General features: G+C 69.6%; 24 protein-coding genes and 1 pseudogene. All 25 read left to right on the forward strand.

Annotation, left to right across the window (positions count from 1 at the left end; translation table 11 throughout):
• The first annotated feature begins 89 nt into the window (after positions 1-89).
• The 25 genes and pseudogenes from A4X17_RS01220 to A4X17_RS01340 all read left to right on the forward strand — a co-directional run bounded on the left by A4X17_RS01220 (position 90) and on the right by A4X17_RS01340 (position 26,807).
• The gene (locus A4X17_RS01220; RefSeq protein WP_082915828.1) at positions 90-1,541 is read left to right on the forward strand and encodes a replication-associated recombination protein A; all 1,452 of its coding nucleotides are present in this window, start codon (positions 90-92) and stop codon (positions 1,539-1,541) included.
• 222 nt (positions 1,542-1,763) lie between these two features.
• A complete protein-coding gene (gene rpsD / locus A4X17_RS01225; protein ID WP_064293825.1) occupies positions 1,764-2,393 on the forward strand; it encodes a 30S ribosomal protein S4 in 630 nt (209 codons plus the stop codon).
• 160 nt (positions 2,394-2,553) lie between these two features.
• On the forward strand, positions 2,554-2,787 hold the full coding sequence (locus A4X17_RS01230; RefSeq protein WP_064293826.1) for a hypothetical protein: 234 nt from the start codon (positions 2,554-2,556) through the stop codon (positions 2,785-2,787).
• 69 nt (positions 2,788-2,856) lie between these two features.
• A complete protein-coding gene (alaS, locus tag A4X17_RS01235; RefSeq protein ID WP_064293827.1) occupies positions 2,857-5,511 on the forward strand; it encodes an alanine--tRNA ligase in 2,655 nt (884 codons plus the stop codon).
• 1 nt (position 5,512) lies between these two features.
• Positions 5,513-5,983 (forward strand): Holliday junction resolvase RuvX, encoded by a 471-nt coding sequence (ruvX, locus tag A4X17_RS01240; RefSeq protein ID WP_064293828.1) that lies wholly within the window; start codon positions 5,513-5,515, stop codon positions 5,981-5,983.
• Between the two features lie 13 nt (positions 5,984-5,996).
• On the forward strand, positions 5,997-7,568 hold the full coding sequence (gene mltG, locus A4X17_RS01245) for an endolytic transglycosylase MltG (protein WP_231884258.1): 1,572 nt from the start codon (positions 5,997-5,999) through the stop codon (positions 7,566-7,568).
• Positions 7,569-7,584: 16 nt separating this feature from the next.
• Entirely contained in the window at positions 7,585-8,484 is a 900-nt protein-coding gene (locus A4X17_RS01250; protein WP_064293829.1) for a shikimate dehydrogenase, read from the forward strand.
• A 94-nt stretch (positions 8,485-8,578) separates the two neighbouring features.
• Positions 8,579-9,793 carry a chorismate synthase gene (gene aroC, locus A4X17_RS01255; protein ID WP_064293830.1) on the forward strand — a complete coding sequence of 405 codons (1,215 nt, stop codon included), beginning with the start codon at positions 8,579-8,581 and terminating at the stop codon, positions 9,791-9,793.
• Positions 9,786-10,304 carry a shikimate kinase gene (locus A4X17_RS01260; RefSeq protein ID WP_064293831.1) on the forward strand — a complete coding sequence of 173 codons (519 nt, stop codon included), beginning with the start codon at positions 9,786-9,788 and terminating at the stop codon, positions 10,302-10,304. The genes aroC and A4X17_RS01260 overlap by 8 nt, the downstream gene beginning before the upstream one ends.
• Complete coding sequence (gene aroB / locus A4X17_RS01265; RefSeq protein ID WP_064293832.1) at positions 10,301-11,398, forward strand: 3-dehydroquinate synthase; 1,098 nt, start codon at positions 10,301-10,303, stop codon at positions 11,396-11,398. The genes A4X17_RS01260 and aroB overlap by 4 nt, the downstream gene beginning before the upstream one ends.
• Positions 11,399-11,450: 52 nt before the next feature.
• Entirely contained in the window at positions 11,451-11,894 is a 444-nt protein-coding gene (locus A4X17_RS01270; protein WP_064293833.1) for a type II 3-dehydroquinate dehydratase, read from the forward strand.
• Between the two features lie 116 nt (positions 11,895-12,010).
• Positions 12,011-12,574, forward strand: a complete 564-nt coding sequence (gene efp, locus A4X17_RS01275; protein ID WP_056005785.1) for an elongation factor P — start codon at positions 12,011-12,013, stop codon at positions 12,572-12,574.
• Positions 12,571-12,987, forward strand: a complete 417-nt coding sequence (nusB, locus tag A4X17_RS01280) for a transcription antitermination factor NusB (RefSeq protein WP_064293834.1) — start codon at positions 12,571-12,573, stop codon at positions 12,985-12,987. Before efp ends, nusB begins: the two co-directional genes overlap by 4 nt.
• A gap of 2 nt (positions 12,988-12,989) precedes the next feature.
• A complete protein-coding gene (locus A4X17_RS01285; protein WP_064293835.1) occupies positions 12,990-13,400 on the forward strand; it encodes a VOC family protein in 411 nt (136 codons plus the stop codon).
• 68 nt (positions 13,401-13,468) lie between these two features.
• A pseudogene (gene pyrR, locus A4X17_RS01290) lies at positions 13,469-14,014 on the forward strand (bifunctional pyr operon transcriptional regulator/uracil phosphoribosyltransferase PyrR); the annotation flags it as partial.
• A complete protein-coding gene (locus A4X17_RS01295; RefSeq protein WP_064293837.1) occupies positions 14,011-14,970 on the forward strand; it encodes an aspartate carbamoyltransferase catalytic subunit in 960 nt (319 codons plus the stop codon). The pseudogene pyrR and the gene A4X17_RS01295, both read left to right, overlap by 4 nt.
• Positions 14,963-16,330: a dihydroorotase gene (locus tag A4X17_RS01300; RefSeq protein WP_064293838.1), complete on the forward strand. Its 1,368-nt coding sequence runs from the start codon at positions 14,963-14,965 to the stop codon at positions 16,328-16,330. Before A4X17_RS01295 ends, A4X17_RS01300 begins: the two co-directional genes overlap by 8 nt.
• Entirely contained in the window at positions 16,330-16,917 is a 588-nt protein-coding gene (locus tag A4X17_RS01305; RefSeq protein WP_064293839.1) for a hypothetical protein, read from the forward strand. The genes A4X17_RS01300 and A4X17_RS01305 overlap by 1 nt, the downstream gene beginning before the upstream one ends.
• A gap of 2 nt (positions 16,918-16,919) precedes the next feature.
• Positions 16,920-18,086, forward strand: a complete 1,167-nt coding sequence (gene carA, locus A4X17_RS01310) for a glutamine-hydrolyzing carbamoyl-phosphate synthase small subunit (protein ID WP_064293840.1) — start codon at positions 16,920-16,922, stop codon at positions 18,084-18,086.
• Positions 18,086-21,376, forward strand: coding sequence for a carbamoyl-phosphate synthase large subunit (gene carB / locus A4X17_RS01315; RefSeq protein ID WP_064293841.1), 3,291 nt, complete (start codon positions 18,086-18,088; stop codon positions 21,374-21,376). The genes carA and carB overlap by 1 nt, the downstream gene beginning before the upstream one ends.
• Positions 21,373-22,218, forward strand: a complete 846-nt coding sequence (gene pyrF / locus A4X17_RS01320) for an orotidine-5'-phosphate decarboxylase (RefSeq protein WP_082915829.1) — start codon at positions 21,373-21,375, stop codon at positions 22,216-22,218. Before carB ends, pyrF begins: the two co-directional genes overlap by 4 nt.
• 28 nt (positions 22,219-22,246) lie before the next feature.
• On the forward strand, positions 22,247-23,125 hold the full coding sequence (gene gmk / locus A4X17_RS01325) for a guanylate kinase (protein ID WP_064293842.1): 879 nt from the start codon (positions 22,247-22,249) through the stop codon (positions 23,123-23,125).
• A 68-nt stretch (positions 23,126-23,193) separates the two neighbouring features.
• Positions 23,194-23,451: a DNA-directed RNA polymerase subunit omega gene (rpoZ, locus tag A4X17_RS01330; protein ID WP_056005756.1), complete on the forward strand. Its 258-nt coding sequence runs from the start codon at positions 23,194-23,196 to the stop codon at positions 23,449-23,451.
• A gap of 201 nt (positions 23,452-23,652) precedes the next feature.
• A complete protein-coding gene (metK, locus tag A4X17_RS01335; protein ID WP_064293843.1) occupies positions 23,653-24,846 on the forward strand; it encodes a methionine adenosyltransferase in 1,194 nt (397 codons plus the stop codon).
• A 26-nt stretch (positions 24,847-24,872) separates the two neighbouring features.
• A complete protein-coding gene (locus tag A4X17_RS01340; RefSeq protein ID WP_231884259.1) occupies positions 24,873-26,807 on the forward strand; it encodes a primosomal protein N' in 1,935 nt (644 codons plus the stop codon).
• Positions 26,808-26,815: the final 8 nt, after the last annotated feature.

A 26,815-nucleotide genomic window follows, 5' to 3' on the forward strand; every position in this document is an offset into this window, starting at 1 on the left:
GCGCTCCGCGCGGACCAAACGGCACACGACGGCGGCGACCCCGTTCTACAGCGGGTCCGCGTGTCGCAGGCTGCGGCTAGCCTGGTGGAATGTTCAGTCGAGGACCCGGCATCGCCGGCGCACCGGTCCCGCTCGCGGTGCGCATGCGGCCCCGCAGCCTCGAGGAGGTCGCCGGCCAGCAGCACCTGCTCCGTCCCGGCTCGCCGCTCGTCCGCCTGGCGAGCGACAACGAGGGGACGCAGGCGGCCGTGTCCGTCATCCTCTGGGGCCCACCGGGCACCGGGAAGACGACGCTGGCGCAAGCCATCGCGCACAGCTCCGGTCGCCGGTTCGTGGAGCTCTCGGCCGTGACGGCGGGCGTCAAGGACGTCCGGCAGGTCATGGAGGAGGCGATGTCGAGCCGCGACCTCTACGGCAGCTCGACCGTCCTCTTCCTCGACGAGATCCACCGGTTCACGAAGGCCCAGCAGGACGCCCTGCTCCCCGGCGTGGAGAACGGCTGGGTCATCCTGGTCGCCGCGACGACCGAGAACCCGTCGTTCTCCGTCATCTCCCCGCTGCTGTCGCGTTCGCTGCTCCTCACGCTCGAACAGCTGAGCGACGACGACCTCGGCATCCTCATCGACCGCGCCGTGACCGACCCGCGTGGCCTGGCCGGTCGCTTCACCGTGACGCCTGAGGCCCGCGCCGCGATCATCCAGTTGTCATCCGGCGATGCCCGACGTGCCCTGACGGCGCTCGAGGCCGCCGCGATCGCCGCCGACTCCGATCTCGGCGCTCCGGTCGACCCCGATGAGCTCGATCTCGACGATGCGGGCCTCCTCGACGTCGGCGATGAGGACGACGAAGACGACGAAGACGGGGTGGACGACGACTCCGACACCGCGACGCGGGCGCCCCGCGGCCCCGTCATCACCGACGAGCTCGTCTCGCAGGCGGTCGACCGAGCCCTGCTCCGATACGACCGCAACGGCGACGAGCACTACGACGTCATCAGCGCGTTCATCAAGAGCATCCGCGGATCCGACGTCGACGCCGCGCTGCACTACCTCGCTCGGATGATCGAGGCGGGGGAGGACCCGCGCTTCATCGCCCGCCGCATCATCATCTCCGCGGCCGAGGACATCGGCATCGCCGACCCGCAGGCGCTGCCCATCGCCGTGGCGGCCGCCGACGCCGTCCAGTTCATCGGCATGCCCGAGGGTCGCATCCCGCTCGCCGAGGCCGTGGTGTACCTGGCCACCGCCGCCAAGTCGAACGCGGCCTACGTCGCCATCGACCAGGCCATCGCCGACGTCAGGGCCGGAGCCTTCGGACGTGTTCCGAAGCCGATGCGCGACGCCCACTACGCGGGCGCCAAGCGCCTCGGACACGGCAAGGGCTACCGCTACCCGCACGACCACCCGATCGGCGTCGTCGCCCAGCAGTACCTGCCCGACGAGCTGCGCGACGTCCGGTACTACCAGCCCACCGACCACGGCCACGAACGCGACATCTCGGCGCGGTTGGACAAACTCCGGAAGATCGTCCGGGGCGAGTGATCGTCTGGTCACGGCGGCCCGGCGACCGGGGCACATCGTGCTAGTATTGATCCGCCTAGAACCGGTGTGACTGCGCGGCTGCTCGATCACCGTGTTCGACGGGCGTGTTCTGTAGCCGAACAGCCCCGGCGGACCCCTCTGACTTTGTCCGGTGTGATTCCGGATCACCGACGCGTCTTCGCGCCGGTCATTCATCGTTTGAGACTTCATCGAAAGGAAACCGTGTCTACCAAGTCACGTACCCGCAGCAAGACCCGCCTCTCGCGGGCACTCGGCATCGCCCTCACCCCGAAGGCCGCCAAGTACCTCGAGAAGCGTCCCTACGCTCCCGGTGAGCACGGCCGCACCAAGCGCAAGGCCGACAGCGACTACGCCGTCCGTCTGCGCGAGAAGCAGCGTCTGCGCGCCCAGTACGGCATCCGCGAGGCTCAGCTCAAGATCGCCTTCCAGGAGGCACGTCGCACCCAGGGCCTGACGGGTGAGAACCTCGTCGAGATCCTCGAGACCCGTCTCGACGCGCTCGTCCTCCGTGCCGGCTTCGCCCGCACCACGGCTCAGGCCCGCCAGATGGTCGTGCACCGCCACATCATGGTCGACGGCCAGCTCGTCGACCGCCCGTCCTTCCGCGTGAAGCCGGGTCAGCTCATCCACGTCAAGCCGCGCTCCGAGGGCACCGAGCCTTTCCAGGTCGCCGCTGCCGGCGGTCACGTCGACGTCCTGCCGAAGGTGCCCGCGTACCTCTCGGTCGAGCTCGACAAGCTCCAGGCACGTCTCGAGCGTCGCCCGAAGCGCGCCGAGGTCCCCGTGACCTGTGAAGTGCAGCTCGTCGTCGAGTACTACGCAGCCCGCTAGAACTGCGGCCCGGCTCCGGGCACCACACGAAGAGGCATCGGCTCCGGCCGGTGCCTCTTCGTCGTCGTACGACGCCATCGGTCCACCGCGCTCGACTACGATGGATGCTTGGTACGCCCGGCGACGCCCGGGTGGTCGCACCGCAGATGAGGAGTTCCCCATGAAGAACGTGTTCTGGCTGATCGTCGGCATCGGCGCCGGCTTCGTCGTCGCCCACGAGATCAACAAGACACAGTCCGGCAAGCGGTTCTTCTCCGAGCTGGACTCACGCGTCAGGGAGTTCACCGACACCGTCGGCGACGCCTACAAGGAGCGCGAGGCGCAGCTGCGCGACACGGCGGAGACCGTCGTCGCGCGCGTCGAGGACGCCGCAGAAGACCTCACCAAGCCGTAGCGGCACGCCCGGACGGGCATCGCCGCAGCGCACGAACATCGACACGCACACCCCTGACGTACGGACACCATGGACACCGCTGACATCCGCTCCCGCTGGCTCACCTTCTTCGGCGATCGGGGGCACACCGTCGTCCCCTCCGCCTCCCTCGTCAGCGACGACCCCTCGCTCCTCTTCACGGTCGCCGGCATGGTGCCGTTCGTGCCGTACCTCACCGGTGTGGTCCCCGCGCCGTTCGACCGCGCCACGAGCGTCCAGAAGTGCATCCGCACCAACGACATCGAAGAGGTGGGCAAGACGCCCCGGCACGGCACCTTCTTCCAGATGAACGGCAACTTCTCCTTCGGCGACTACTTCAAGGAGGGGGCGATCACCTACGCGTGGGAGCTCCTGACCGGCAGTGAGTCGAGCGGCGGACTCGCCTTCGACGAGAAGGACCTCTGGGTCACCGTGTACAAGGACGACGACGAGGCGATCGACCTCTGGAAGCGCGTCGCAGGGCTCCCCGAGCACCGCATCCAGCGGCTCGATAAGGACACGAACTACTGGTCGACGGGTCAGCCAGGACCGGCCGGCCCGTGCTCGGAGATCTTCTTCGACCGCGGTCCCGCGTACGGCGCCGACGGCGGCCCGGCGACCGACGACGACCGGTACGTCGAGATCTGGAACCTCGTGTTCATGCAGTACCTGATCGAGAACGTCCGCGGCAAGGTCGACTTCGACATCGTCGGCGAACTCCCGAAGAAGAACATCGACACCGGCATGGGGCTCGAGCGGGTGGCCTTCCTCAAGCAGGGCGTCGAGAACATGTACGAGATCGACCAGGTGCGCCCGGTCCTCGATCGCGCCGCCGAGTTGAGCGGCCGTCGCTACGGCGCCGACCACGACGACGACGTCCGGATGCGCGTCATCGCCGACCACGTGCGTTCCTCGCTCATGCTCATGAGCGACGGCATCACGCCGTCGAACGAGGGACGCGGGTACATCCTCCGCCGCCTCATGCGACGGACCGTCCGTGCGATGCGTCTCCTCGGCGTCGACACCGCGACGTTCCCCGAGCTGTTCTCCGCGTCGCGCGACGCCATGAAGGCCGCCTACCCCGAGGTCGAGACCGACTTCGGCCGGATCTCGCAGAGCGCCTACGCCGAGGAGGAGACCTTCCTCCGGACACTGGCCAGCGGCACGACCATCCTCGACCTCGCGCTCGAGCAGACCAAGGGCTCAGGCCGGACGGCCCTCGCCGGGGATTCCGCGTTCCTCCTGCACGACACCTACGGGTTCCCCATCGACCTGACCCTCGAGATCGCGGAGGAGGCCGGCCTCTCCGTCGACCGAGACGCGTTCGATTCGCTCATGACCGCCCAGCGCCAGCGCGCGAAGGCCGACGCGAAGGCGAAGAAGAGCGTCCTCGCCGACCTCTCGGTCTACAGCGACATCCGCGCCAAGGGCGAGACCGTGTTCACCGGCTACACCGAGCTCGAGACCGAGAGTCGCATCCTCGGCATCATCGTCGGCGGCCACCCGGTGCAGCGCGCGGTCGCCGGTGACATCGCCGAGGTGATCCTGGCGGAGACCTCGCTGTACGCCGAGTCCGGCGGGCAGGAGGCCGACCAGGGCGTCATCGTCGGACCCGGATACGAGCTCGAGGTGCTCGACGTCCAGAAGCCGGTGAAGGGTCTCATCGCGCACAAGGTGCAGGTGAGCCAGGGCGAGGTGGGCGTTGACGCACCGGCGACGACCATCGTCGACGCGAGCTACCGCCGCGGCGCGCAGCAGGCGCACTCCGGCACGCACATCATCCACGCCGCTCTGCGGCAGGTGCTGGGCGACAGCGCCCACCAGTCCGGTTCGTCGAACAAGGCCGGGTACCTGCGGCTCGACTTCACCTGGAACCAGCCGCTGTCGCCGGCGACGAAGTCGGAGATCGAGGAGATCTCCAACAACGCCATCCGCGACAACCTGCAGGTGACCACCCGCGAGATGGCGCTCGACGACGCGAAGGCACTCGGCGCCATGGCACTGTTCGGCGAGAAGTACGGCGAGACCGTTCGCGTCGTCGACATCGGCGGGCCGTGGTCGCGTGAGCTGTGTGCGGGCACCCACGTCACCTCCAGCGCCGAGATCGGGTTGATCAACCTGGTCAGCGAATCGTCCGTCGGCTCGACGAACCGTCGGGTGGAGTCGCTCGTCGGACTCGAGGCCTTCCGCGACCTCGTCGCCGAGCGTGCGCTCGTGTCACAGCTCTCCGGCAGCCTCAAGACGCCGAAGGAACAGCTGCCCGACCGCATCGCGGAACTCGTCGCGAACCTCAAGGCGGCTGAGAAGAAGATCGCCGCGTTCGAAGCCCGTGGGCTGAGCGAACGTCTCCCGGCACTGGCGCAGACCGCTCACCGCGTCGGCCCGGTGTCGCTCGTCGCCGAGCACCTGGGCGAGCTCGGGTCACCGAACGACGTCAGGACGCTCGTCACGCAGCTCCGCGAGCAGCTGGGCGCGAGCCCGGCGGTCGTCGCCCTGGGCGCGGTCGTCGGCGGGAAGCCCGCGATCGTCGTCGCGACGAACCAGGGTGCCCGCGACGCCGGACTCAAGGCAGGCGTCCTCGTCCGGGTCGCGGCCGGCGTCCTCGGCGGCAACGGCGGTGGGAAGGACGACCTCGCACAGGGTGGCGGCGTCGACGCCACCGCGCTCGGCGACGCCCTCGCGACGATCGCCCGCGAGATCGCCTGACATGACGGACGGGTTCCGTCGCGGTGTCCGACTCGGGATCGACGTCGGGAAGGCCAGGGTCGGGGTCGCGAGAAGCGATCCCGACGGCCTGTTGGCCACGCCGGTGGAGACGGTCCCACGGGACCTGGGCGGCGACGCCGACATCCGGGCGATCGCGGTCATCGCCGAAGAACTCGGCGCCGTGGAGCTCGTCGTCGGTCTCCCGATCGCCCTGTCGGGGAAGGACACGGCGTCCACACAGGACGCCCGGGAGTTCGCCGCCCGGCTCAGGTCGATCACCGGTGTCCCGGCCCGTCTCGTCGACGAGCGGCTGACGACGGTGACCGCCCACGGCGCCTTGCGCTCCGCTGGGAAACGACAGAAGCAGACGCGCTCGATTGTCGATCAGGTGGCGGCCGTCATACTCTTGCAGTACGCCCTCGACGCCGAACGCGGTTCGGGGCGACCCCCCGGAAGCCCCGTCGACCCGTGAACAGGACGTGCCTGTGTCGAATCTGACACCTCAGAACAACCCAGCAGACGATCCGCTCGCCGACCTCTTCACGTCCGAACGGAACGCCGCGGGGGACCAGCCGGTGCCACTGTCCCGACGCGAGGCACGCCAGCGGCGGGAGGCCGCCGAAGCCGCCTCGACGCCGCCCGAGCCCGTCGATGAAGACGCCGCGAGCGACACGGCCGAACCGGCCCCGGCCGGTTCCAGATCGGTCGACGCCACGTCCGTCGACGCCCCCTCGACCGCCGCGTCGTCCGGTGACTCCAGCGTCGGCGAACCGGCCGCGAGCGCCACACCCTTGAGCGGACCGACCTCACGTGCGCCCGAGTCCGACGACTCCGAATCTTCGGCATCCCGGGCCAGGACCATGACCATCCCCGCGTTCGAGGACCTGCTCGCTGAGGACGACACGGCGAACGACAGCGGGCCGCAGCCGATCCATCGGGGGCGCCGTCGTGCGCTGGCCGGCGGGGAACCGCCGAAGCGCCGTCGTGGTCGTCGCGGGCTCATCGCGCTCATCGTGTCGATCGTGGTCGTCGGGGGTCTCGTCGCGTGCGCCGCGGTCGTGTGGACGAGTTACGAGCCGCAGATCCGCAAGGTCCTCGGCTGGGAGGAACCGAACGACTACGAGGGTGCCGGCAGCGGCGAGGCCGTCGTCATGGTCAACGAGGGCGACATCGGCGAGGACATCGCGACGAGCCTGCACGACGCGGGGGTCACGAAGTCGTTCGACGCCTTCTACGACCTCCTCCTCGCACAGCCCACCCAGCCGGAGTTCTTCCCTGGCGCCTACAAGCTGAAGCTCAAGATGAGCGCCAAGTCCGCCCTTGCGGCCCTGACCGATGAGGCGAACCGCATGGAGGACACCTTCGTCATCCCCGAGGGCACCGCCGAGCAGGACGCCCTGCCGTCGATCGCGGAGGGCACCGGCATCCCGCTGGAGGAACTCCAGGCTGCGGCCGCCGACGTCGCGTCCTTCGGTCTCCCCGCCGAGGCGACCTCGCTCGAGGGGTTCCTCTTCCCGGCGACCTACAGCCTCCCCGACGGCGGCGATGCGCACGCCGTCCTCCAGACCCTCGTGAACCGGTCGTTCCAGGCGCTCGACGACGCCGGGGTGAAGCCCGAGGACCGCTGGAAGACCATCGTCCTGGCGTCGCTCATCCAGAAGGAGGCGGGCCTCCGCGACGACTACTACAAGGTGTCGCGGGTCTTCCTCAACCGACTGGACCCGGCCCAGTGGGAGAGCGGTCTGCTGCAGTCCGACGCGACGGTCGCGTACGGGACGGGCAACACCCACCGGGTGTCGACAACGGACGCCGAGCGCGCCGACGCTTCGAACCCGTACAACACCTACGTCCACCCGGGCATGGTCGTGCGACCGATCTCGAACCCGGGCGACCTCGCGATCGACGCAGCCCTGCATCCGGCCGACGGACCCTGGCTCTACTTCGTCACCTGGAACCTCGATTCCGGTGAGACGATCTTCTCCACCACCCAGGAGGAGCACGAGGCCGCGGTCGACAAGTGGCTGTCCTGGATGGACGAGCACCCCGAGTACCAGTAGCGGGAGCGTGGCGCACATGCGTGGAACAGGGCCGGGTCACGGCCAGGACGGGCAGCCGCGGCTCGCCGTGCTCGGCGCGCCCATCGCCCACTCCAAGTCGCCGGCACTGCATGAGGCCGCCTACCGGGTGCTGGGGCTCGACTGGGACTACGGTCGCCACGAACTCGAGGCGGCTGAGCTCTCGGCCTTCCTCGACGACCTCGGCTCGGACTGGCGGGGGCTCTCGCTGACCATGCCACTGAAGCATCGCGCGCTCGAGCTGGCCGACGTGGCCGACCGCGCCGCAACCGAGACCGGGGCGGTCAACACGCTGCGTCTCCGACGAGCCGAGGACGGGTCCCGTCGGATCGAGGGGTTCAACACCGACGTCGGCGGCATCGTCCGCGCGATCGGGGCGGCCGGTGTCGACACGATCGCGTCCGCGGTCGTCCTGGGCGGGGGAGCGACGGCTTCCTCGGCGATCATGGCGGCGGCGGACCTCGGTGCCGAGCACGTCCACGTGGCGCTCCGACGACCGGCCCAGGCGCGACCACTCGAGGACCTCGCCGGCCGGCTGGGGCTGCGGTTCGCCTCAGGGCCGTTCGACGGTGAGACGCCTGGCGCACCGCTCGTGATCAGCACCCTTCCGGGCGGCGCCCTCACCGAACCGGGTCCGGTCCTGTCCCATGCTCCAGGCGCGCTCCTCCTCGACGTCGCGTACGACCCGTGGCCGAGCGTGCTCGCGGAGGCCTGGTCGCAGGCCGGCGGGTCGGTCCTCAGCGGGCTGTCGATGCTCGTGCACCAGGCGTTGCTCCAGGTCCGGATCTTCGTCCTCGGCGATCCGCTCCTGCCGCTCGACGATGAGACGACGGTGCTCGGGGCGATGCTCGACACGGTCCACCTCGATCACACCGGCGCGCCGGTCGCCTGGCACTGACCGCTCCGGACGCATCCGTCGCCCACCTGCACACCCGCCGGGCCGTCGACCGAAGGCGCACGGTCGCGTCCCGGCTCTATGGAAGGATAGGACCATGCTTCGTTGGCTCACTGCCGGAGAGTCTCACGGCCCGGAACTCATCGCCGTCCTCGAGGGACTCCCGTCCGGCGTCCCCATCTCCATGGACGGCGTCCGCGCCGACCTCGCCCGACGGAAGCTCGGCTACGGCCGAGGATCCCGCATGAAGTTCGAGGAGGACGAGCTCAACCTGTCCGGCGGCGTCCGCCACGGCTTCTCCATGGGCAGCCCGATCGCGATCCGCATCGGCAACACCGAGTGGCCGAAGTGGGCCGAGGTCATGAGCCCCGAGCCGACCGAGATCTCCGACAAGTCGCGTGGCCGCAGCGCCGCGCTCACCCGTCCGCGTCCCGGCCACGCCGACCTGACGGGCATGCAGAAGTACGGCTTCGACGAGGCGCGTCCCGTGCTCGAGCGCGCCAGCGCACGCGAGACCGCTGCGCGCGTCGCCCTCGGCGCCGTCGCGCGCTCCTTCCTCGGCGAGCTGGGCATCACCCTCGTCAGCCACACGCTGTCGATCGGCCCGGTGCGCGTTCCCGAAGACAGCCCGCTGCCGGTCCCGGCCGACGTCGACGCGCTCGACGCCGATCCGCTGCGCTGCTTCGACAAGGCGACCTCGGAGCGCATGGTCGCCGAGGTCGACGCGGCCAAGAAGGACGGTGACACCCTCGGCGGCATCGTCGAGGTCCTGGCCTACGGACTCCCACCGGGACTCGGCTCCTACGTCCACTGGGACCGCCGACTCGACGCACGTCTCGCGGCAGCTCTCATGGGCATCCAGGCCATCAAGGGTGTGGAGGTCGGCGACGGCTTCCTCACGACGACGCGTCGCGGTTCCGCGGCCCACGACGAGCTCGTCCAGGAGAGCGACGGCATCGCCCGGCAGAGCGATCGCGCCGGCGGCACCGAGGGTGGCATGACCACCGGTACCGTCCTCCGCGTGCGCGCCGGCATGAAGCCGATCGCGACCGTCCCGCACTCGCTCCGCACGGTCGACGTCGCGACGAGCGAGGCCGCCACCGCGCACCACCAGCGCTCGGACGTCTGCGCGGTCCCGGCCTCCGGTGTCGTGGCCGAGGCGATGGTGGCCCTGGTCCTCGCCGAAGCGGTGCTCGAGAAGTTCGGTGGCGACTCCGTCCCCGAGACGAAGCGCAACCTCGACGGATACCTGGCAGCGATCCCGTCGAACCTGCGCACGCGAGGCGACCACGCCTCCAGCGCCGATGCCTGAGCAGGCCGCCGATCTCCGACTCCCCGTCGTCCTCATCGGACCGATGGGGTCGGGGAAGAGCCGCGTCGGCAAGCAGCTGGCGAAGCGCCTGGGCCTGCCGTTCGTCGACACCGACAACGTCGTCTCCGGCGAGCACGGAGCGATTGCGCGCATCTTCGAGCGACACGGCGAGGCGCACTTCCGCGCCCTGGAGCGGGCGGCGGTCGCCGCCGCACTCGAGCAGCCGGCGATCGTGTCGCTCGGCGGGGGAGCGGTGCTCGACGAGGACACGCAGCGTCAGCTCGCCGATGCACGCGTCGTGCTGTTGACGGTGACCGAAGAGGCCGTGCTGGCACGAGCCAACCTCGACAAGCGTCCACTCCTCCGTGACGACCCCGGCGCGTGGTCGCGCATCGCCGCCGCCCGGCGTCCCGTGTACGAACGACTCGCGGATGTCACCTTCGACACCTCGCACCGACCCATCTCAGGCATCGTCGACGAGCTCGTCGCCTGGGTGAAGGAGCCTGCATGAGCACCGAACCGACCATCCCGACCGAGCGGACCGTCATCGAGGTGACGGGATCCTCCCCGTACCCCATCACGATCGGGAGAGGGCTGGAGGACGTGCTCGTCGACGCCCTCGGGACCGGCGTGCAGCGGGTCCTCATCGTCCACCCGGCGACGCTGGGCGAGAAGGCTGCCAAACTGCGCGAGACCCTGAGCGACCGGTACCAGGTGCTGCTCGCCGAGGTGCCGGACGCCGAAGCCGGGAAACGGGTCGAGGTGGCCGCGTTCTGCTGGGGAGTCCTCGGGCAGGCAGACTTCACGCGCTCCGACGCGGTCATCGGGTTCGGCGGTGGCGCCGTCACCGACCTCGCAGGCTTCGTCGCCGCCACCTGGCTGCGCGGCGTCCGACTCGTGCAGGTCCCCACGACGGTCCTCGGCATGGTCGACGCGGCCGTGGGCGGCAAGACGGGCATCAACACGGCGGAAGGCAAGAACCTCGTCGGCGCCTTCTACGCCCCGGCAGCCGTCGTCTGCGATCTCGACACGCTCGACACCCTCCCGAAGAACGAGATCCTCGCCGGGTTCGCCGAGGTGGCCAAGGCCGGGTTCATCCGCTACCCGGAGATCCTCGATCTCATCGAGGCCGACGTCGACGCCGCGACCGACCCCGAGACACCCGCCTTCCGCCGCTGCATCGAGCTCGCGATCCGGATGAAGGCCGACGTCGTCAGCGAGGACTTCACCGAGCAGGGCCTCCGCGAGATCCTCAACTACGGGCACACGCTCGGGCACGCCATCGAGCACGCCGAGCGGTATCAGTGGCGACACGGTGCCGCGGTGGCGATCGGCATGATGTACGTCGCCGAGCTGTCCCGCCTCGCCGGCCGGCTGTCGGACGAGGTCGTCGACCGCCACCGTCGTGTCCTGGAGCTCCTCAGCCTGCCGATCGCCTATCCGGTGGGCCGCTGGAACACGCTGCTCGCGACGATGCAGCGCGACAAGAAGACGCGCGGTTCGATGTTGCGGTTCATCGTGCTCGACGACCTTGCCAAGCCGACCGTCCTCCAAGGGCCCGAGACCTCGCTGCTCTTCGCCGCCTACCAGGAGATCGGCTCCTGACCGACGCCGGTGCGCTCCGCGAGCGCTCGTCCCGAACGGATACCCTCGACTCATGACCACCGTACTCGTCCTCAACGGACCGAACCTCGGGCGCCTCGGCAGCCGTGAACCCGACGTTTACGGCTCGGCCGACCTCGTTGCGCTGCGCACCGTGCTCGAGGCCGACGCGGGCGACGGGACGCGGATCGACCTGCGCCAGACGGACGACGAAGGCGAGCTGATCGGCTGGCTCCACGAGGCCGTCGACTCCGGCAGGTCCGTGATCCTCAACCCCGCGGCGTTCACCCACTACAGTTACGGGCTCCGTGACGCGGCGGCGATGGTCACCAAGGCTGGCCTCCTGCTCGTCGAGGTGCACCTCTCGAATCCGCACGCCCGGGAGGCGTTCCGTCACACGAGCGTCATCTCCGGTGTCGCGACCGGTGTGATCGCCGGTTTCGGCTTCGACTCGTACCGCCTCGCCCTCGACCTCGTGGTGCGCCGCAGTGCCGAGTGAGGTGCGCGGCGCCATGATCCACCGCGGGCGCGTTGGTCACGGGTCCTCGCAGCGGTTACACTCGTTCGTTGGGTCGTATCCGGCCGCACACTTTCCACGAACGGACATTCTCGCGCATGGCTTCTACCGCTGACATCAAGAACGGCATCGTCCTGAACATCGACGGGCAGCTCTGGACGGTGATCGAGTTCCAGCACGTCAAGCCGGGCAAGGGTGGCGCGTTCGTCCGCACCAAGATGAAGAACATCATGACCGGCAAGGTCGTCGACAAGACGTACAACGCCGGCACGAAGATCGACGTCGAGAACGTCGACCGCCGCGACTTCACCTACCTGTACGCGGACGGCGACTCCTTCGTCTTCATGGACAAGAGCGACTACGACCAGATCACCATCCCCGCCGTCGTCGTCGGCGACACCAAGAACTTCCTCCTCGAGAACCAGGACGTCACGGTCGCACTCAACAACGGCAACCCGCTCTACGTCGAGCTCCCCGCGTCGGTCATCCTCGAGGTCACCTACACGGAACCCGGGCTCCAGGGCGACCGCTCGACCGGCGGCACGAAGCCGGCGACCGTCGAGACCGGCTACGAGATCCAGGTCCCGCTCTTCCTCGAGACCGGCACCAAGGTCAAGGTCGACACCCGTACGGGTGACTACCTCGGTCGCGTCAACGAGTGAGCGCTCGTACCAAGGCGCGCAAGCGCGCCCTCGATCTGCTGTACCAGGCCGATGTCCGTCAGCAGACCCTCGCTGAAGTCCTGTCCGCGGAAGCGTCTCGCGCCGTCAGCGAGCCCGACCGCCAGGCCTCGTGGTTGTATGCGAGGGAGATCGTCGACGGCGTCGGTGACCACGCCGAGGAGATCGACGAGCAGATCGAGACGTACGCTCAGGGCTGGACGCTCGCGCGGATGCCAACGGTCGACCGGGCCATCCTCCGGATCGCGATCTGGGAGATCCTGTTCAACGACGAGGTGCCGCACGGCGTCGCCATCGACGAAGCGGTCGAGGCAGCCAAGACGCTGTCGACCGACGACTCGGCCGGCTTCATCAACGGCCTGCTCGGCAAGATCTCGCAGATCAACCCGCGGTGACGATGAGCGACGAGAACGGTGCAGCCCTGCCGCTGAAGCGCGTGCACCACATCGCGATCATCGCCAGCGACTACGAGCGCTCCAAGCACTTCTACACCTCGGTGCTCGGCTGCGAGCTGCTCACCGAGGTGTACCGGGCCGAGCGCGACTCCTGGATGGGCGACCTCGCCCTGAACGGTCAGTACCTCATCGAGTTGTTCTCCTTCCCTGACCCGCCGGCGCGCGCATCCGGGCCCGAAGCGCTCGGGCTGCGGCACCTCGCCTTCGCCGTCGACGACGTCGACGCCGGCCACGCGCGGCTGGTCGAGCTGGGTGTCCGCGTCGAAGACGTCCGGATCGACCCGCACACCTCGCGCAAGATGCTGTTCTTCTTCGATCCCGACGGCCTCCCGTTGGAGCTCTACGAGGCCTGATCCGACTGCTAGGCTCGGGTGTTGACCAAGACAACCTTTAAGACCGTCCAGAGAGGCGGAGAAGGGAGTCGGCGATGAGCGCACGTACCGTGCTGCACGAAGCTGACATCGCGCGGGCGTTGACTCGGATCTCCCACGAGATCCTCGAGTCCAACCGCGGAGCAGACGACCTCGTGATCCTCGGCATCCCGACGCGCGGGGTCATCCTCGCGAAGCGGATCGCCGCCACGATCTCCTCGATCTCCGGCGCGACCATCGTCTCGGGTGCACTCGACGTCACGATGTACCGCGACGACCTGGCGAAACACCCGACCCGTGCACCGCAGCCCACGACACTGCCGCCGCAGGGGATCGACGGGCGCACGGTCGTCCTCGTCGACGACGTCCTGTACTCGGGACGCACCATCCGCGCCGCACTCGACGCGTTGACCGACCTGGGCCGCCCACGCGTCGTGCGGCTCGCCGCGCTCGTCGACCGCGGGCACCGCGAGCTCCCGATCCGGCCCGACTTCGTGGGGAAGAACCTGCCCTCCTCGCAGGCGGAGCGCATCTTCGTCCGGCTCACCGAGTTCGACGGCGACGACTCCGTGACGATCGAGGGGAGCGGCGAATGAGGCACCTGCTGTCGACGAAGACCCTCACCCGCGACGAGGCGATCGAGATCCTCGACGTCGCGGAGGACATGGCCGAGACGCAGTTCCGTGAGGTCCGCAAGCTCCCGACCCTCCGTGGGAAGACGGTCGTCAACCTCTTCTTCGAGGACTCGACCCGCACGCGCATCTCGTTCGAGGCTGCCGCAAAACGGCTGTCCGCAGACGTCATCACCTTCAGCGCGAAGGGGTCGAGCGTCTCGAAGGGCGAGAGCCTCAAGGACACCGCACAGACCCTCGCCGCGATGCACGCCGACGCCGTCGTGATCCGACACTCCGCCTCCGGTGCGCCGCAGACCCTCGCCGACAGCGGGTGGATCGACGCAGGCATCCTGAACGCGGGGGACGGGACGCACGAGCACCCGACGCAGGCCCTCCTGGACGCGTTCACGATGCGCAAGCGCCTCCACGGCGAGCGTTCCCGCGGTCGCGCGCTCGACGGGGTGGCGGTGACGATCGTCGGCGACATCCTGCATTCCCGGGTCGCCCGCTCGAACGTCTGGCTGCTCGACACGCTCGGCGCCGAGGTGACCCTCGTCGCCCCGCCGACACTGCTTCCGGTGGACCTCGGCCCGTGGCCGGCCACCGTCCGCTACGACCTGGACGACGCGATCGCCCAGCGTCCCGACGTGCTGATGATGCTCCGGATCCAGTCCGAACGCATGCGCGCCGCCTTTTTCCCGAACAGCCGGGAGTATTCCAGGCGCTGGGGGCTCGACGACGAGCGACTCGCCCGCCTCGATCCGGCTAGCATTGTCATGCACCCCGGGCCGATGAACCGCGGTCTGGAGATCTCGTCCGGGGCAGCCGACTCACCCCGGTCGACCGTCCTCGAACAGGTCGCCAACGGGGTGTCGGTCCGGATGGCCGCGTTGTACCTGCTGCTGTCCGGCGATCGAGAGGAATCCACCCGTGTCTGAGCCCACTTCGAATCACGACGCCACGCTGATCACCGGAGCGACGCTCGCCGACGGGACACGCACCGACCTCCTCCTGCGCGACGGACGGATCGCGGAACGCGGCTCCGGGCTGAGCGCCGTCGGCGCGACCGTCGTCGATGCAGACGGCCTCCTCGCTCTCCCCGGGCTCGTCGACCTCCACACGCATCTCCGGGAACCCGGGTTCGAGCAGAGCGAGACGGTGCTCACCGGTACGCGTGCCGCAGCCGCCGGCGGCTTCACCGCGGTGTTCGCGATGGCCAACACCTCGCCGGTGGCCGACACGGCCGGGGTCGTCGAGCAGGAACAGTCGCTCGGTGAACGCGCCGGGTACGCGACGGTGCAGCCGATCGGTGCCGTGACGGTCGGCCTCGCCGGAGAGCGGCTCGCCGAACTCGGCGCCATGGCCTCCTCACGTGCCGAGGTCCGGGTCTTCTCGGACGACGGTCTCTGCGTGTCCGACCCGCTGCTCATGCGCCGCGCGCTGGAGTACGTGAAGGCCTTCGACGGCGTGATCGCCCAGCACGCGCAGGAACCCCGGCTCACCGTCGGTGCGCAGATGAACGAGGGCGCCCTCTCCGGCGAACTCGGGCTCACCGGGTGGCCGGCGGTCGCCGAGGAGTCGATCATCGCCCGCGACGTCCTCCTCGCCGAGCATGTGGGTTCCCGCCTCCACATCTGCCATGTCTCGACGGCAGGGTCCGTCGACGTCATCCGCTGGGCGAAGGCCCGAGGCATCCCCGTCACGGCCGAGGTCACGCCGCACCACCTGCTGCTCACGGAGGAGCTGGTGGCGAGTTACGACGCCCGGTACAAGGTGAACCCGCCGCTGCGACGGGCGGAGGACGTCCAGGCGCTGCGCGAGGCCCTCGCGGACGGCACGATCGACATCGTCGCGACGGACCACGCACCGCACCCGGTCGAGGCCAAGGACTGCGAGTGGGACGCCGCCGCGAACGGCATGGTGGGCCTCGAGTCCGCCCTCTCCGTCGTGCACGCGTCGATGGTCGCGACCGGGCTCCTGGACTGGAACGACGTCGCCCGGGTGCTCTCGGCGACGCCGGCGAGGATCGGACGGATCACCGGGCAGGGAGCTTCGATCGAGGCCGGAGCTCCGGCGGAGGTCGTGCTCTACGACACCGCCGCCACCCGTCCGTTCGGCACGGCCGACCTTGCCGGCAAGGGCGTGAATTCGCCCTACCTCGGCCTGGAGCTGCCGGGCCGCGTCGTCGCCACCTTCCACCGTGGCTACGCGACCGTCCTGGACGGCGCCGTGCTCCCGACGGAGCAGGTCGCGGCCGCAGCACGCCGCGCCGCGCGATCCGCGGAGGTCGAGCGCTGATGGACGGGCGGATCCTCGCGGCCGTCCTCGTCGCCCTCGTCCTCCTCGGCATCCTCGCCCTCATGGGCCTCGCCTGGCGACGCCGCGTCGCGCGCGACGCCCAGGTCGGTCCCCTCGCAGAGCTCCCCGACCCGCGGCCGGTCCCGTCACTGACGGTCGAGGTCCTCTACGTCGCGACGTCGAAGCACGACCAGCCGCTCGAACGGCTGGCGTTGCAGGGACTGCGCTACCGATCCCGGGTCACGCTCGAACTGGGCGCCGCCGGAGTCGTCGTCGACGTCCCGGGGGAGCGGCCGACGTTCATCCCGGCGACGAGCATCGTCGGCGTCGACCAGACCAACCTCACGATCGACCGGGTCGTCGAGCCGGGCGGGCTCATCCGCCTGAGCTGGCGTCCCGTCCCGACGGTGATCGCGGACAGCACCTTCCGCGTCCTCGAGCAGGCGGACCGCGCCCGCATCATCGACATCGTCACGAGCCTCATCCCCGCCGCGGACGCCGGACTCCGGCCGACCGGCACCTCAGACACCGTCGCCGACGTCACCTCGGCCGACGACTCCACCCCACCGCCTCACGAGAGGGCTTGACCATGACCTCCTTCACCCCACCCAGTCCAGCGGTACTCGTCCTCGAGGACGGCAACCGCTACGTCGGCCACGCCTACGGCGCGACCGGCCGCACGCTCGGCGAGGTCGTCTTCGCCACCGGCATGACCGGCTACCAGGAGACGCTGACCGACCCGTCCTACGCCGGACAGATCGTCCTGATGACCGCGCCCCACATCGGCAACACCGGCGTCAACCGCGAGGACATGGAGTCCGCCCGTGTCTGGGTCGCCGGATACGTGGTGCGCGACGCGTCGCGCGTCGTCTCCAACTTCCGAGCGGACCGCTCGCTCGACGACGAACTCGTCCAGGACGGCGTCGTGGGCATCAGCGGCATCGACACCCGCGCGGTGACGAGGCACATCCGTTCCGCCGGTTCCATGCGCGGCGGCGTGTTCTCCGGTGAGGACTTCGAGTTGTCCGGCGCCGAACAGCTCAGTCTCGTCCGCGCCGGCGCGCAGATGGCCGGTCTGAACCTGTCGAGCCAGGTCTCCACGACCGAGCAATACACCGTGCCGGCGGTGGGGGAGCGCGTCGGTTCCGTCGCGGTCCTCGACCTCGGCGTCAAGACGTCGACGCTCAACCACCTCGCCGCTCGCGGCTTCGACGTCGTGGTGCTGCCGCAGTCGGTGACCTCGGCCGAAGTCCTCGCGCTCGAACCGTCCGCCCTGTTCTTCTCCAACGGACCCGGCGACCCGGCTGCGAGCGACGCGCACGTCGCCCTCCTGCAGGACGTGCTCCGCGCGGGCGTCCCGTACTTCGGCATCTGCTTCGGCAACCAGCTGCTCGGCCGCGCGCTCGGATTCGACACCTACAAGCTGCCGTTCGGCCACCGCGGGATCAACCAGCCGGTCCTCGACAAGGCGACCGGTCGGGTGGAGATCACCTCGCAGAACCACGGCTTCGCGGTGGACCTGCCGATCGAGGGCCGCCACGAGACGCCCGCCGGGTTCGGCCTCGCGGAGGTCAGCCACTACAGCCTGAACGACGAGGTCGTCGAGGGCATCAACTGCATCGACATCCCCGCGTTCTCGGTCCAGTACCACCCCGAGTCCGCCTCGGGTCCGCACGACGCGGTCTACCTGTTCGACCGGTTCCGCGACCTCGTGACCGGCCACGCCACCACTTCCAGCACCAAGGAGAACAACTAGTGCCCAAGCGCGACGACATCAACAGCGTCCTCGTCATCGGCTCCGGGCCGATCGTCATCGGGCAGGCCGCCGAGTTCGACTACTCGGGCACCCAGGCATGCCGCGTGCTGCGCGAGGAGGGCGTCCGCGTCATCCTCGTCAACTCGAACCCGGCGACCATCATGACCGACCCCGACTTCGCCGACGCGACCTACGTGGAGCCGATCACCTGGCAGGTCATCGAGACGATCATCGCGAAGGAGAAGCCCGACGCGATCCTGCCGACCCTCGGCGGCCAGACGGCGTTGAACGCCGCGATCCAGCTGCACGAGCACGGCATCCTCGAGAAGTACGACGTCGAGCTCATCGGCGCGAACTTCGAGGCGATCAACAAGGGCGAGGACCGCCAGATCTTCAAGCAGCTCGTGCTCGATGCGGGCGCGGACGTGGCCCGCTCGTACATCGCCCACACGGTCGAGGAGGCCGTCGGCTACGCCGAGGACCTCGGCTACCCGCTGGTCGTCCGCCCCTCGTTCACTATGGGCGGTCTCGGCTCAGGTTTCGCGTACACCGAGGCGGAACTGCGCCGGATCGTCGGTGACGGCCTCCACCAGAGCCCGACCACCGAGGTGCTCCTCGAGGAGTCGATCCTCGGCTGGAAGGAGTACGAGCTCGAGCTCATGCGCGACACGGCCGACAACACCGTCGTCGTCTGCTCGATCGAGAACGTCGACCCGGTCGGCGTGCACACCGGGGACTCCATCACGGTGGCCCCCGCCCTGACGCTGACGGACCGCGAGTACCAGAAGCTCCGCGACATCGGCATCGACATCATCCGCGCGGTCGGCGTCGACACCGGCGGCTGCAACATCCAGTTCGCGGTCGACCCGGCCGACGGCCGCATCATCGTCATCGAGATGAACCCGCGCGTCTCGCGCTCGAGTGCCCTCGCCTCGAAGGCGACCGGCTTCCCGATCGCGAAGATCGCGGCGAAGCTGGCCATCGGGTACCGACTCGACGAGATCCCGAACGACATCACGAAGGTCACGCCCGCGAGCTTCGAGCCCACGCTCGACTACGTCGTCGTGAAGGTCCCGCGCTTCGCGTTCGAGAAGTTCCCCGCCGCCGACCCGACGCTCACGACCACCATGAAGTCGGTGGGTGAGGCGATGGCGATCGGACGCAACTACGCCACCGCCCTGCAGAAGGCGCTGCGGTCGCTCGAGAAGCGCGGTTCCAGCTTCCACTGGAGCGATGAGTCCCGCAGCGTCGAAGAGCTGCTCGAGGTCATGAAGACCCCGACCGACGGCCGCATCGTCGTCGTGCAGCAGGCGCTCCGCAAGGGTGCCACCGCCGAGCAGGTCTTCGAGGCCACCAAGATCGACCCGTGGTTCATCGACCAGATCGTCCTCATCAACGACGTCGCCGACTGGATCGCCGCGGCGGACCGCCTCGACACCGAGGTGCTCCGGACCGCGAAGAACCACGGCTTCTCGGACGCGCAGATCGGTCAGCTGCGCGGGTTCGGCGAGCAGGAGGTGCGTGAGGTCCGCCACATCCTGGGTGTCCGCCCGGTCTACAAGACGGTCGACACGTGCGCCGGCGAGTTCCCGGCCCTCACCCCGTACCACTACTCGAGCTACGACACGGAGACCGAGGTGGTCGCGAGCGACCGCCGCAAGGTGGTCATCCTCGGGTCCGGCCCGAACCGCATCGGCCAGGGCATCGAGTTCGACTATTCCTGCGTGCACGCGTCCTTCGCGCTGCAGGCCGCCGGTTTCGAGACGATCATGATCAACTGCAACCCGGAGACCGTCTCGACGGACTACGACACGAGCGACCGGCTCTACTTCGAGCCGCTCACGCTCGAGGACGTCCTCGAGGTCATCCACGCCGAGAGCGAGTCGGGCGAACTCGTCGGTGTCGTCGTCCAGCTCGGCGGCCAGACGGCGCTCGGGCTCGCGAAGGGTCTGGAGGCCGCAGGCGTCCCGATCCTCGGCACCACGCCGACCGCCATCGACCTCGCCGAGGAGCGCGGCCAGTTCCAGGAGATCCTGGACGCCGCCGGCCTCGTCGCACCGAAGAACGGCACCGCGGTGGAGATTGAGGGTGCGCTGCGCGTCGCCGAGGAGATCGGCTACCCGGTCCTCGTCCGCCCGAGCTTCGTGCTCGGCGGACGCGGCATGGAGATCATCTACGACAGCGCCTCGCTCACGGACTACTTCGTGCGCATCGAGGACCAGGGCATCGTGGGCCCGGCCCAGCCGCTGCTCGTCGACCACTTCCTCGACGACGCGATCGAGATCGACGTCGACGCCCTGTTCGACGGCGAGGAGCTCTACATCGGCGGCGTCATGGAGCACATCGAGGAGGCCGGTATCCACTCGGGCGACTCGAGCTGCACCCTGCCGCCCGTCTCGCTCGGTCGCGCCGAGATCGACCGCGTGCGGAATGCGACGCTCGCGATCGCCCAGGGGATCGGCGTGCGTGGTCTCCTGAACGTCCAGTTCGCGATCGGCGCCGGCATCCTCTACGTCATCGAGGCGAACCCGCGTGCGTCCCGCACGGTGCCGTTCGTGTCGAAGGCGCTCGGCATCCCGCTGGCCAAGGCCGCTTCGCTCATCATGACCGGCGCGACGGTCGCCGAGCTCAGGGACTCGGGGCTCCTGCCCCCGGTCGACGGATCCCGCGTCCCGATCGACTCCCCGGTGTCGGTCAAGGAGGCCGTGCTGCCCTTCAAGCGCTTCCGCACGAAGGACGGCCAGATCGTCGACAGCGTGCTCGGCCCGGAGATGCGCTCCACCGGCGAGGTGATGGGCATCGACAAGGACTTCCCGCGCGCGTTCGCGAAGAGCCAGGAGGCGGCCTACGGCGGCTTGCCGTCGAGCGGAACGGTGTTCGTCTCGGTCTCCGACCGCGACAAGCGCTCGATCATCCTGCCGGTGCTGCGCCTCCAGCAGCTCGGGTTCGACATCCTCGCGACCGACGGCACGGCCGAAGTGCTGAACCGGAACGGCATCAGTGCCCGGACGGTGCGCAAGTACAGCGAGACCACGGCCGCGGGCGAGGACGACTCGATCGTCGACCTGATCAACCGCGACGAGGTCGACATGGTCATCAACACCCCGAGTGGCCGGTCGGCTCGCGCGGACGGCTACGAGATCCGCGCGGCCGCCGTCGCGGCCGACAAGCCGCTCTTCACGACGATCGCGCAGCTCACCGCCGCGGTCGGCTCCTTCGAGGCGCTCGGCGGTGGCTTCGAGGTCCGCTCCCTCCAGGAGTACGCACTCGATCGGGCTGCGCGCTCGTGACGGCTTCCTTCGGAACCCGGCTGGACGAGGTCTTCGTCCGGTCGGGCCGACTCTGCGTCGGCATCGATCCGCACCGCTTCCTGCTCGAGGCGTGGGGCCTGCCCGACACCGCCGCCGGCGCGGGGGCCTTCGGCCTCGCCGTCGTCGAGGCCGCAGCCGGTCGCGCCGGGATCGTCAAGCCGCAGGTGGCGTTCTTCGAACGGTTCGGGTCGGCCGGGTACATCGCCCTCGAAGGGGTCCTAGCAGCGGCACGCGACGCCGGGCTCCTCGTGATCGGCGACGCCAAGCGCGGCGAGATCGGGACGAGCATGGAGGGCTATGCCGAGGCGTGGCTGACCCCCGGTTCACCGCTGGAGGTCGACGCCCTCACCGTGAACCCCTATCTCGGCTTCGGCTCACTGCACCCGGCACTCGAGCTCGCCGAGCAGCACGGCAAGGGCCTGTTCGTGCTGACGGCGACCTCGAACCCAGAGGGTCGCGACGTCCAGCTCGCCGAGGACAGCACCGGCCTCACCGTCGCGGCGTCGATGCTCGACGAGATCGACCACTGGAACGCACGGCACCACCCCGGGTCGACCGGTTCGATCGGTGCGGTCATCGGTGCCACGCTCCGTCTCGAGGAGTTCGGCCTGACGGCGGTACCGCCGACGACCACGCTCCCGATCCTGGCACCCGGCTTCGGCCACCAGGGAGCCGCGGTCGCCGACCTCGGATCCATCTACGGCGACCTCGCGCCGGGCGTCATCGTCTCCGAGTCCCGGAGCATCCTCGCCGCCGGACCCTCGGGGATCGCGGACGCCGTCGAACGTTCCGTCGCAGCCGTGAGGAGCGCCCGTGGTTGACCAGGAGCAGGACCAGCCCAGCAGGAACATGCCGGAGGTCGACCGGGCCGCCGCGTCACGTGAGGCCGTTCGCAAACGTCGCGCCCGCGCGACCGTCAAGGCCTCCATCGCCTCCGGCGCCCGCACCCCGTTGGAGGTGCTCGACGCCGCGACCGCCGATCCGGACGGCATCGAGGGCGGCATCCGCATCACCGAGTACCTCCTCAGCATCCCGAGTGTCGGCGTCACCAAACTCGGGCGGATCCTCGAATCGCTCGGTATCTCCTCGGTCAAGCGCCTCGGCGGTCTCGGTCGACTGCAGCGGGATCGCCTCCGCGCCTTCATCGCAGAGCGCTACCCGGGCACGGCGCGCAGCCGACTCGTCGTGCTCGCCGGTCCGACGGCCGTCGGCAAGGGGACGGTCGCCGCGTACATCCGCGACCACTACCCGGAGGTGCACCTCTCCGTCTCGGCCACGACGCGCAAGCCGCGGCCTGGGGAGCAGCACGAAGTGAACTATTACTTCGTGACCGACGACGAGTTCGACGGCCTCATCGAGGGCGACCGCCTGCTCGAGCACGCCACGGTCCACAACGCGTACCGCTACGGCACGCCACGCGAGCCGATCGAACGTGCGCTCGCAGCCGGCGACAGCGCGCTGCTCGAGATCGACATCCAGGGCGCCAGGCAGGTCCGGGAGGCGATGCCGGAGGCGACCCTGGTGTTCCTGCTGCCGCCGAGCTGGGACGAACTGGTCCGTCGACTCGTCGGACGGGGCACCGAGGACGAGGAGGAACGGGAGCGCCGACTGCGTACTGCGAAGGTCGAACTGGCCGCCGCGGACGAGTTCGACCACCGTGTCGTCAACGACGACGTGGCCCGCGCGGCCCAAGAGGTCGTAGACTTGATGAAGATTCACGGGGATTGACGTCCGACGCGCACCCCGCATCGATCCGATCTTCCCCGAACACAACCACACGAGGAGTGTGAACCTGCATGGCTGACAAGCTCAAGGGCATCATCGACCCGCCCATCGACTCCCTGCTCACCAAGGTCGAGTCCAAGTACGCACTCGTGATCTTCGCGTCCAAGCGCGCGCGCCAGATCAACGACTACTACGCCGACCTCCACGAGGGCAGCCTGTTCGACAACGTCGGGCCGCTGGTCGACTCGTCCGTCGAGGACAAGCCGCTCTCGATCGCGATGCACGAGATCAACGAGGACAAGCTCCAGATCAAGCCGATCGCCGAATAACGCTTCACCACGACGAATCCGCCGGGCGCCAGACGACCGGCGGATTCGTCGTGTCGGGCCCGTTCCCACCACCGCGACGCCCTGCGTCACAGGCGGACGACGTGTCCGAGGCCTCGACTAGAGTGATCAACGGTCGGGCCCCGGAACACCACGACGGCCGATCCCTCCACCATCGCATCACCACTTCCGACGGGAGACCGCATGACCGAGCTGCGCCTGTTCACCTCCGAATCCGTGACCGAGGGGCATCCCGACAAGATCTGCGACCAGATCTCGGACAGCATCCTCGACGCGCTCCTCGAGGTGGATCCGCGCAGTCGAGTCGCCGTCGAGACGCTCGTCACCACCGGGCTCGTCCATGTCGCCGGTGAGGTCTCCACGAGCGGCTACGTCGACATCCCGACGATCGTCCGCGAGCGCATCCGGTCCATCGGCTACACCTCGTCCGACATCGGATTCGACGGCGACTCCTGCGGCGTGAGCGTGTCGATCGGCTCGCAGTCCGCCGACATCGCCGCCGGAGTCGACCATGCCTTCGAGTCCCGCGAGCAGTCCAGCGTCGACGCCTACGACCTCCAGGGCGCCGGCGACCAGGGCATCATGTTCGGGTTCGCGACCACCGAGACGCCGCAGTACATGCCGCTGCCCAGCTGGATCGCGCACCGTCTCGCAGAGCGACTCGCCGAGGTACGCAAGTCCGGCCAGCTCGACTACCTGCGCCCGGACGGCAAGACCCAGGTCACCATCGGGTACGACGGCTTCCTCCCGAAGACCGTGGAGACGGTCGTGGTCTCCACGCAGCACAATCCGGGTGTCTCCACGGAGCAGCTGCGCCGCGACGTCCAGCGTCACGTCATCGAACCGGTCCTCGCGACGGTCGAGCTCGACAGCTCGAACGTGACGCACCTGATCAACCCGACCGGCATCTTCGTCGTCGGTGGCCCGATGGGCGACGCCGGTCTCACCGGACGCAAGATCATCATCGACACCTACGGCGGAGCGGCTCGACACGGCGGTGGGGCCTTCAGCGGGAAGGACCCGTCGAAGGTGGACCGCTCGGCCGCGTACGCCATGCGCTGGGTGGCGAAGAACGCGGTCGCCGCCGGATTCGCCGAACGTCTCGAGGTGCAGGTCGCCTACGCCATCGGCAAGGCCGCGCCGGTCGGACTCTACGTCGAGACCTTCGGGACGGCCCATGTGCCGGAGGCCGACATCACGCGCGCGATCCGCGACGTCTTCGACCTCCGTCCGGCCGCGATCATCGCCGACCTCGACCTGATCCGCCCCATCTACGCCGCCACGGCGGCGTACGGGCACTTCGGCCGCGAGCTCCCCGACTTCACGTGGGAGCGTCTCGACCGGGTGGAGGCGTTGCGGTCAGCAGCCGGGCTGTAGCCGTGGTCGGCGCGAGGGTCGCGAGGGTGGTGCTCGACTCCCCGTTGCCACAGCTCGACCACCTGTTCGACTACGCCATCCCCGACGAACTGGCTGACGACGCCGTGCTCGGCGCGCGCGTCTCGGTCCCGCTGCGCTCGGCGGGTCGGTCGGCGAACGGGTTCATCGTCGACCTCGCCGACTCGAGCGAGTTCGGCGGAGCGCTCAGCCCCTTGAGCTCGGTCGTCTCGTCGGTGCCGGTCCTGACCCCGAGCCTGTGGACGCTCGCACGCCGTGTCGCGGACCGCAGCGCCGGCAGCGCCATGGACGTCCTGCGTCTCGCCATCCCGCCGCGACAGGTCCGGGTCGAGAAGACCTGGACCGCCGCGACCCCGCCGGAACCTCCGTCGGTCGAGCGGCGCACCGTCCCGGGGTACGCCCCCGGCACCCTCGACCGTCTCGCGCTGGGGGAGCGGTACGCGATCAGCGCGATCCCTACCCTGACCGCGACGAGCGCGGGCGTGTGGCTCCCGGACTGGTCGTTCACGCTGGCGGCTCTCGCCGTGAACCAGCTGTCCGAGGGGAGGAGTGCGATCCTGTGCGTCCCCGACTACCGGGACGTCGAACACCTCCTGGCGGCGCTCGACGACCTCGGTGTCGGTGCCGCGGTCGCGAGGGCTGATGCGAAGCAGACCCCGGCTGCTCGCTACCGCGCCTACCTGGACGGCCTGCATACGGTGCCCCGGATCGTCGTCGGCAACCGGTCGGCCGTCTATGCACCGGCGCACGACCTCGGACTCATCGCCCTCTGGGACGACGGCGACCCCCTCCACCAGGAGCAGCTCGCCCCCTATGTGCACGCCCGCGACGTCGCGTTGACCCGGCAGGAGATGAGCGGCTCCGCCCTCGTCTTCGCCGCGCACTCACGCAGTACCGAGGCGCAGCGACTCGTCGAACTCGGCTGGCTGCGCGAGGTCGCACCGACCCCGCCGATACGCCCGAGAGTCGTCGTGTCCCGGGCGAGCGGCGACGACGCCATGACGAGCCAGGCGAGGATACCGTCGAGCGCCTGGCGCGCAGTCGACGAGGCGCTGCATCACGGACCCGTGCTGGTCCAGGTCGCGCGGCCGGGGTACGCGCCGCACCTCGCCTGTCGACGGTGCGGGACGAGGGCCCACTGCTCGGTGTGCCACGGTCCACTCCAACTCGCCACAGCCCGTTCGCAGCCCTCCTGCCGGTGGTGCGGTCACCTCGCGGCAGGGTGGTCGTGCGAGACCTGCCACGACACCGCGTTCCGTGTCACGGCCGCCGGCACCGGCCGGACCGCCGAAGAACTGGGCCGGGCGTTCCCCCGGTACCGGGTCGTGGTGTCGGACGGCGACGCCCCCAAGTTCGACGTCGGTCCGGAGCCGGCGCTGGTGATCGCGACCCGAGGCGCGGAGCCCGTCGCAGCGGGCGGCTATGCCGCCGTCCTCCTGGTCGACGCCGACCGCATGCTGGCGCGGGAGTCACTCCGTGTCGCCGAGGACTGCCTACGGTGGTGGTCGAACGCCGCAGCCCTGGCCGCTCCACGCGCGCCGGTGCTGCTGATCGGCGTCGAGGCCCCCGTGGCGAACGCCTTCGCCCTCTGGCAGCAACCGCGGTTCGCGAGCGAGGAGCTCGCCGAGCGCCGAGAGCTCGGGTTCCCTCCCGCGGTCCGGAGCGCGACCCTCACCGGCACCCGCGACGCCGTCGACGCCGCTCTCGCCGCGCTGCCCGCCGAGTACCGGAGCCGCGTGCTCGGCCCGACCGTCGACGAGGCGGGCGACAGCGTCGCGATCCTGCGGGTCGACTACGGCCATGCCAGGGCGGTCGCCGAGCAGTTGCGGGCGACCGTCGTCGCGCAGGCGGCGAAGCGTCGACGGCCGACCCCCGGCAGGCGGGCGCCGAAAGCCCCGCCTACACTCAGAGTACGATTCGACGATCCGGAGATGCTGTCATGATCCACCCC

Source organism: Plantibacter sp. H53 (genome assembly GCF_001650455.1).
Lineage (GTDB): Bacteria > Actinomycetota > Actinomycetes > Actinomycetales > Microbacteriaceae > Plantibacter > Plantibacter flavus_A.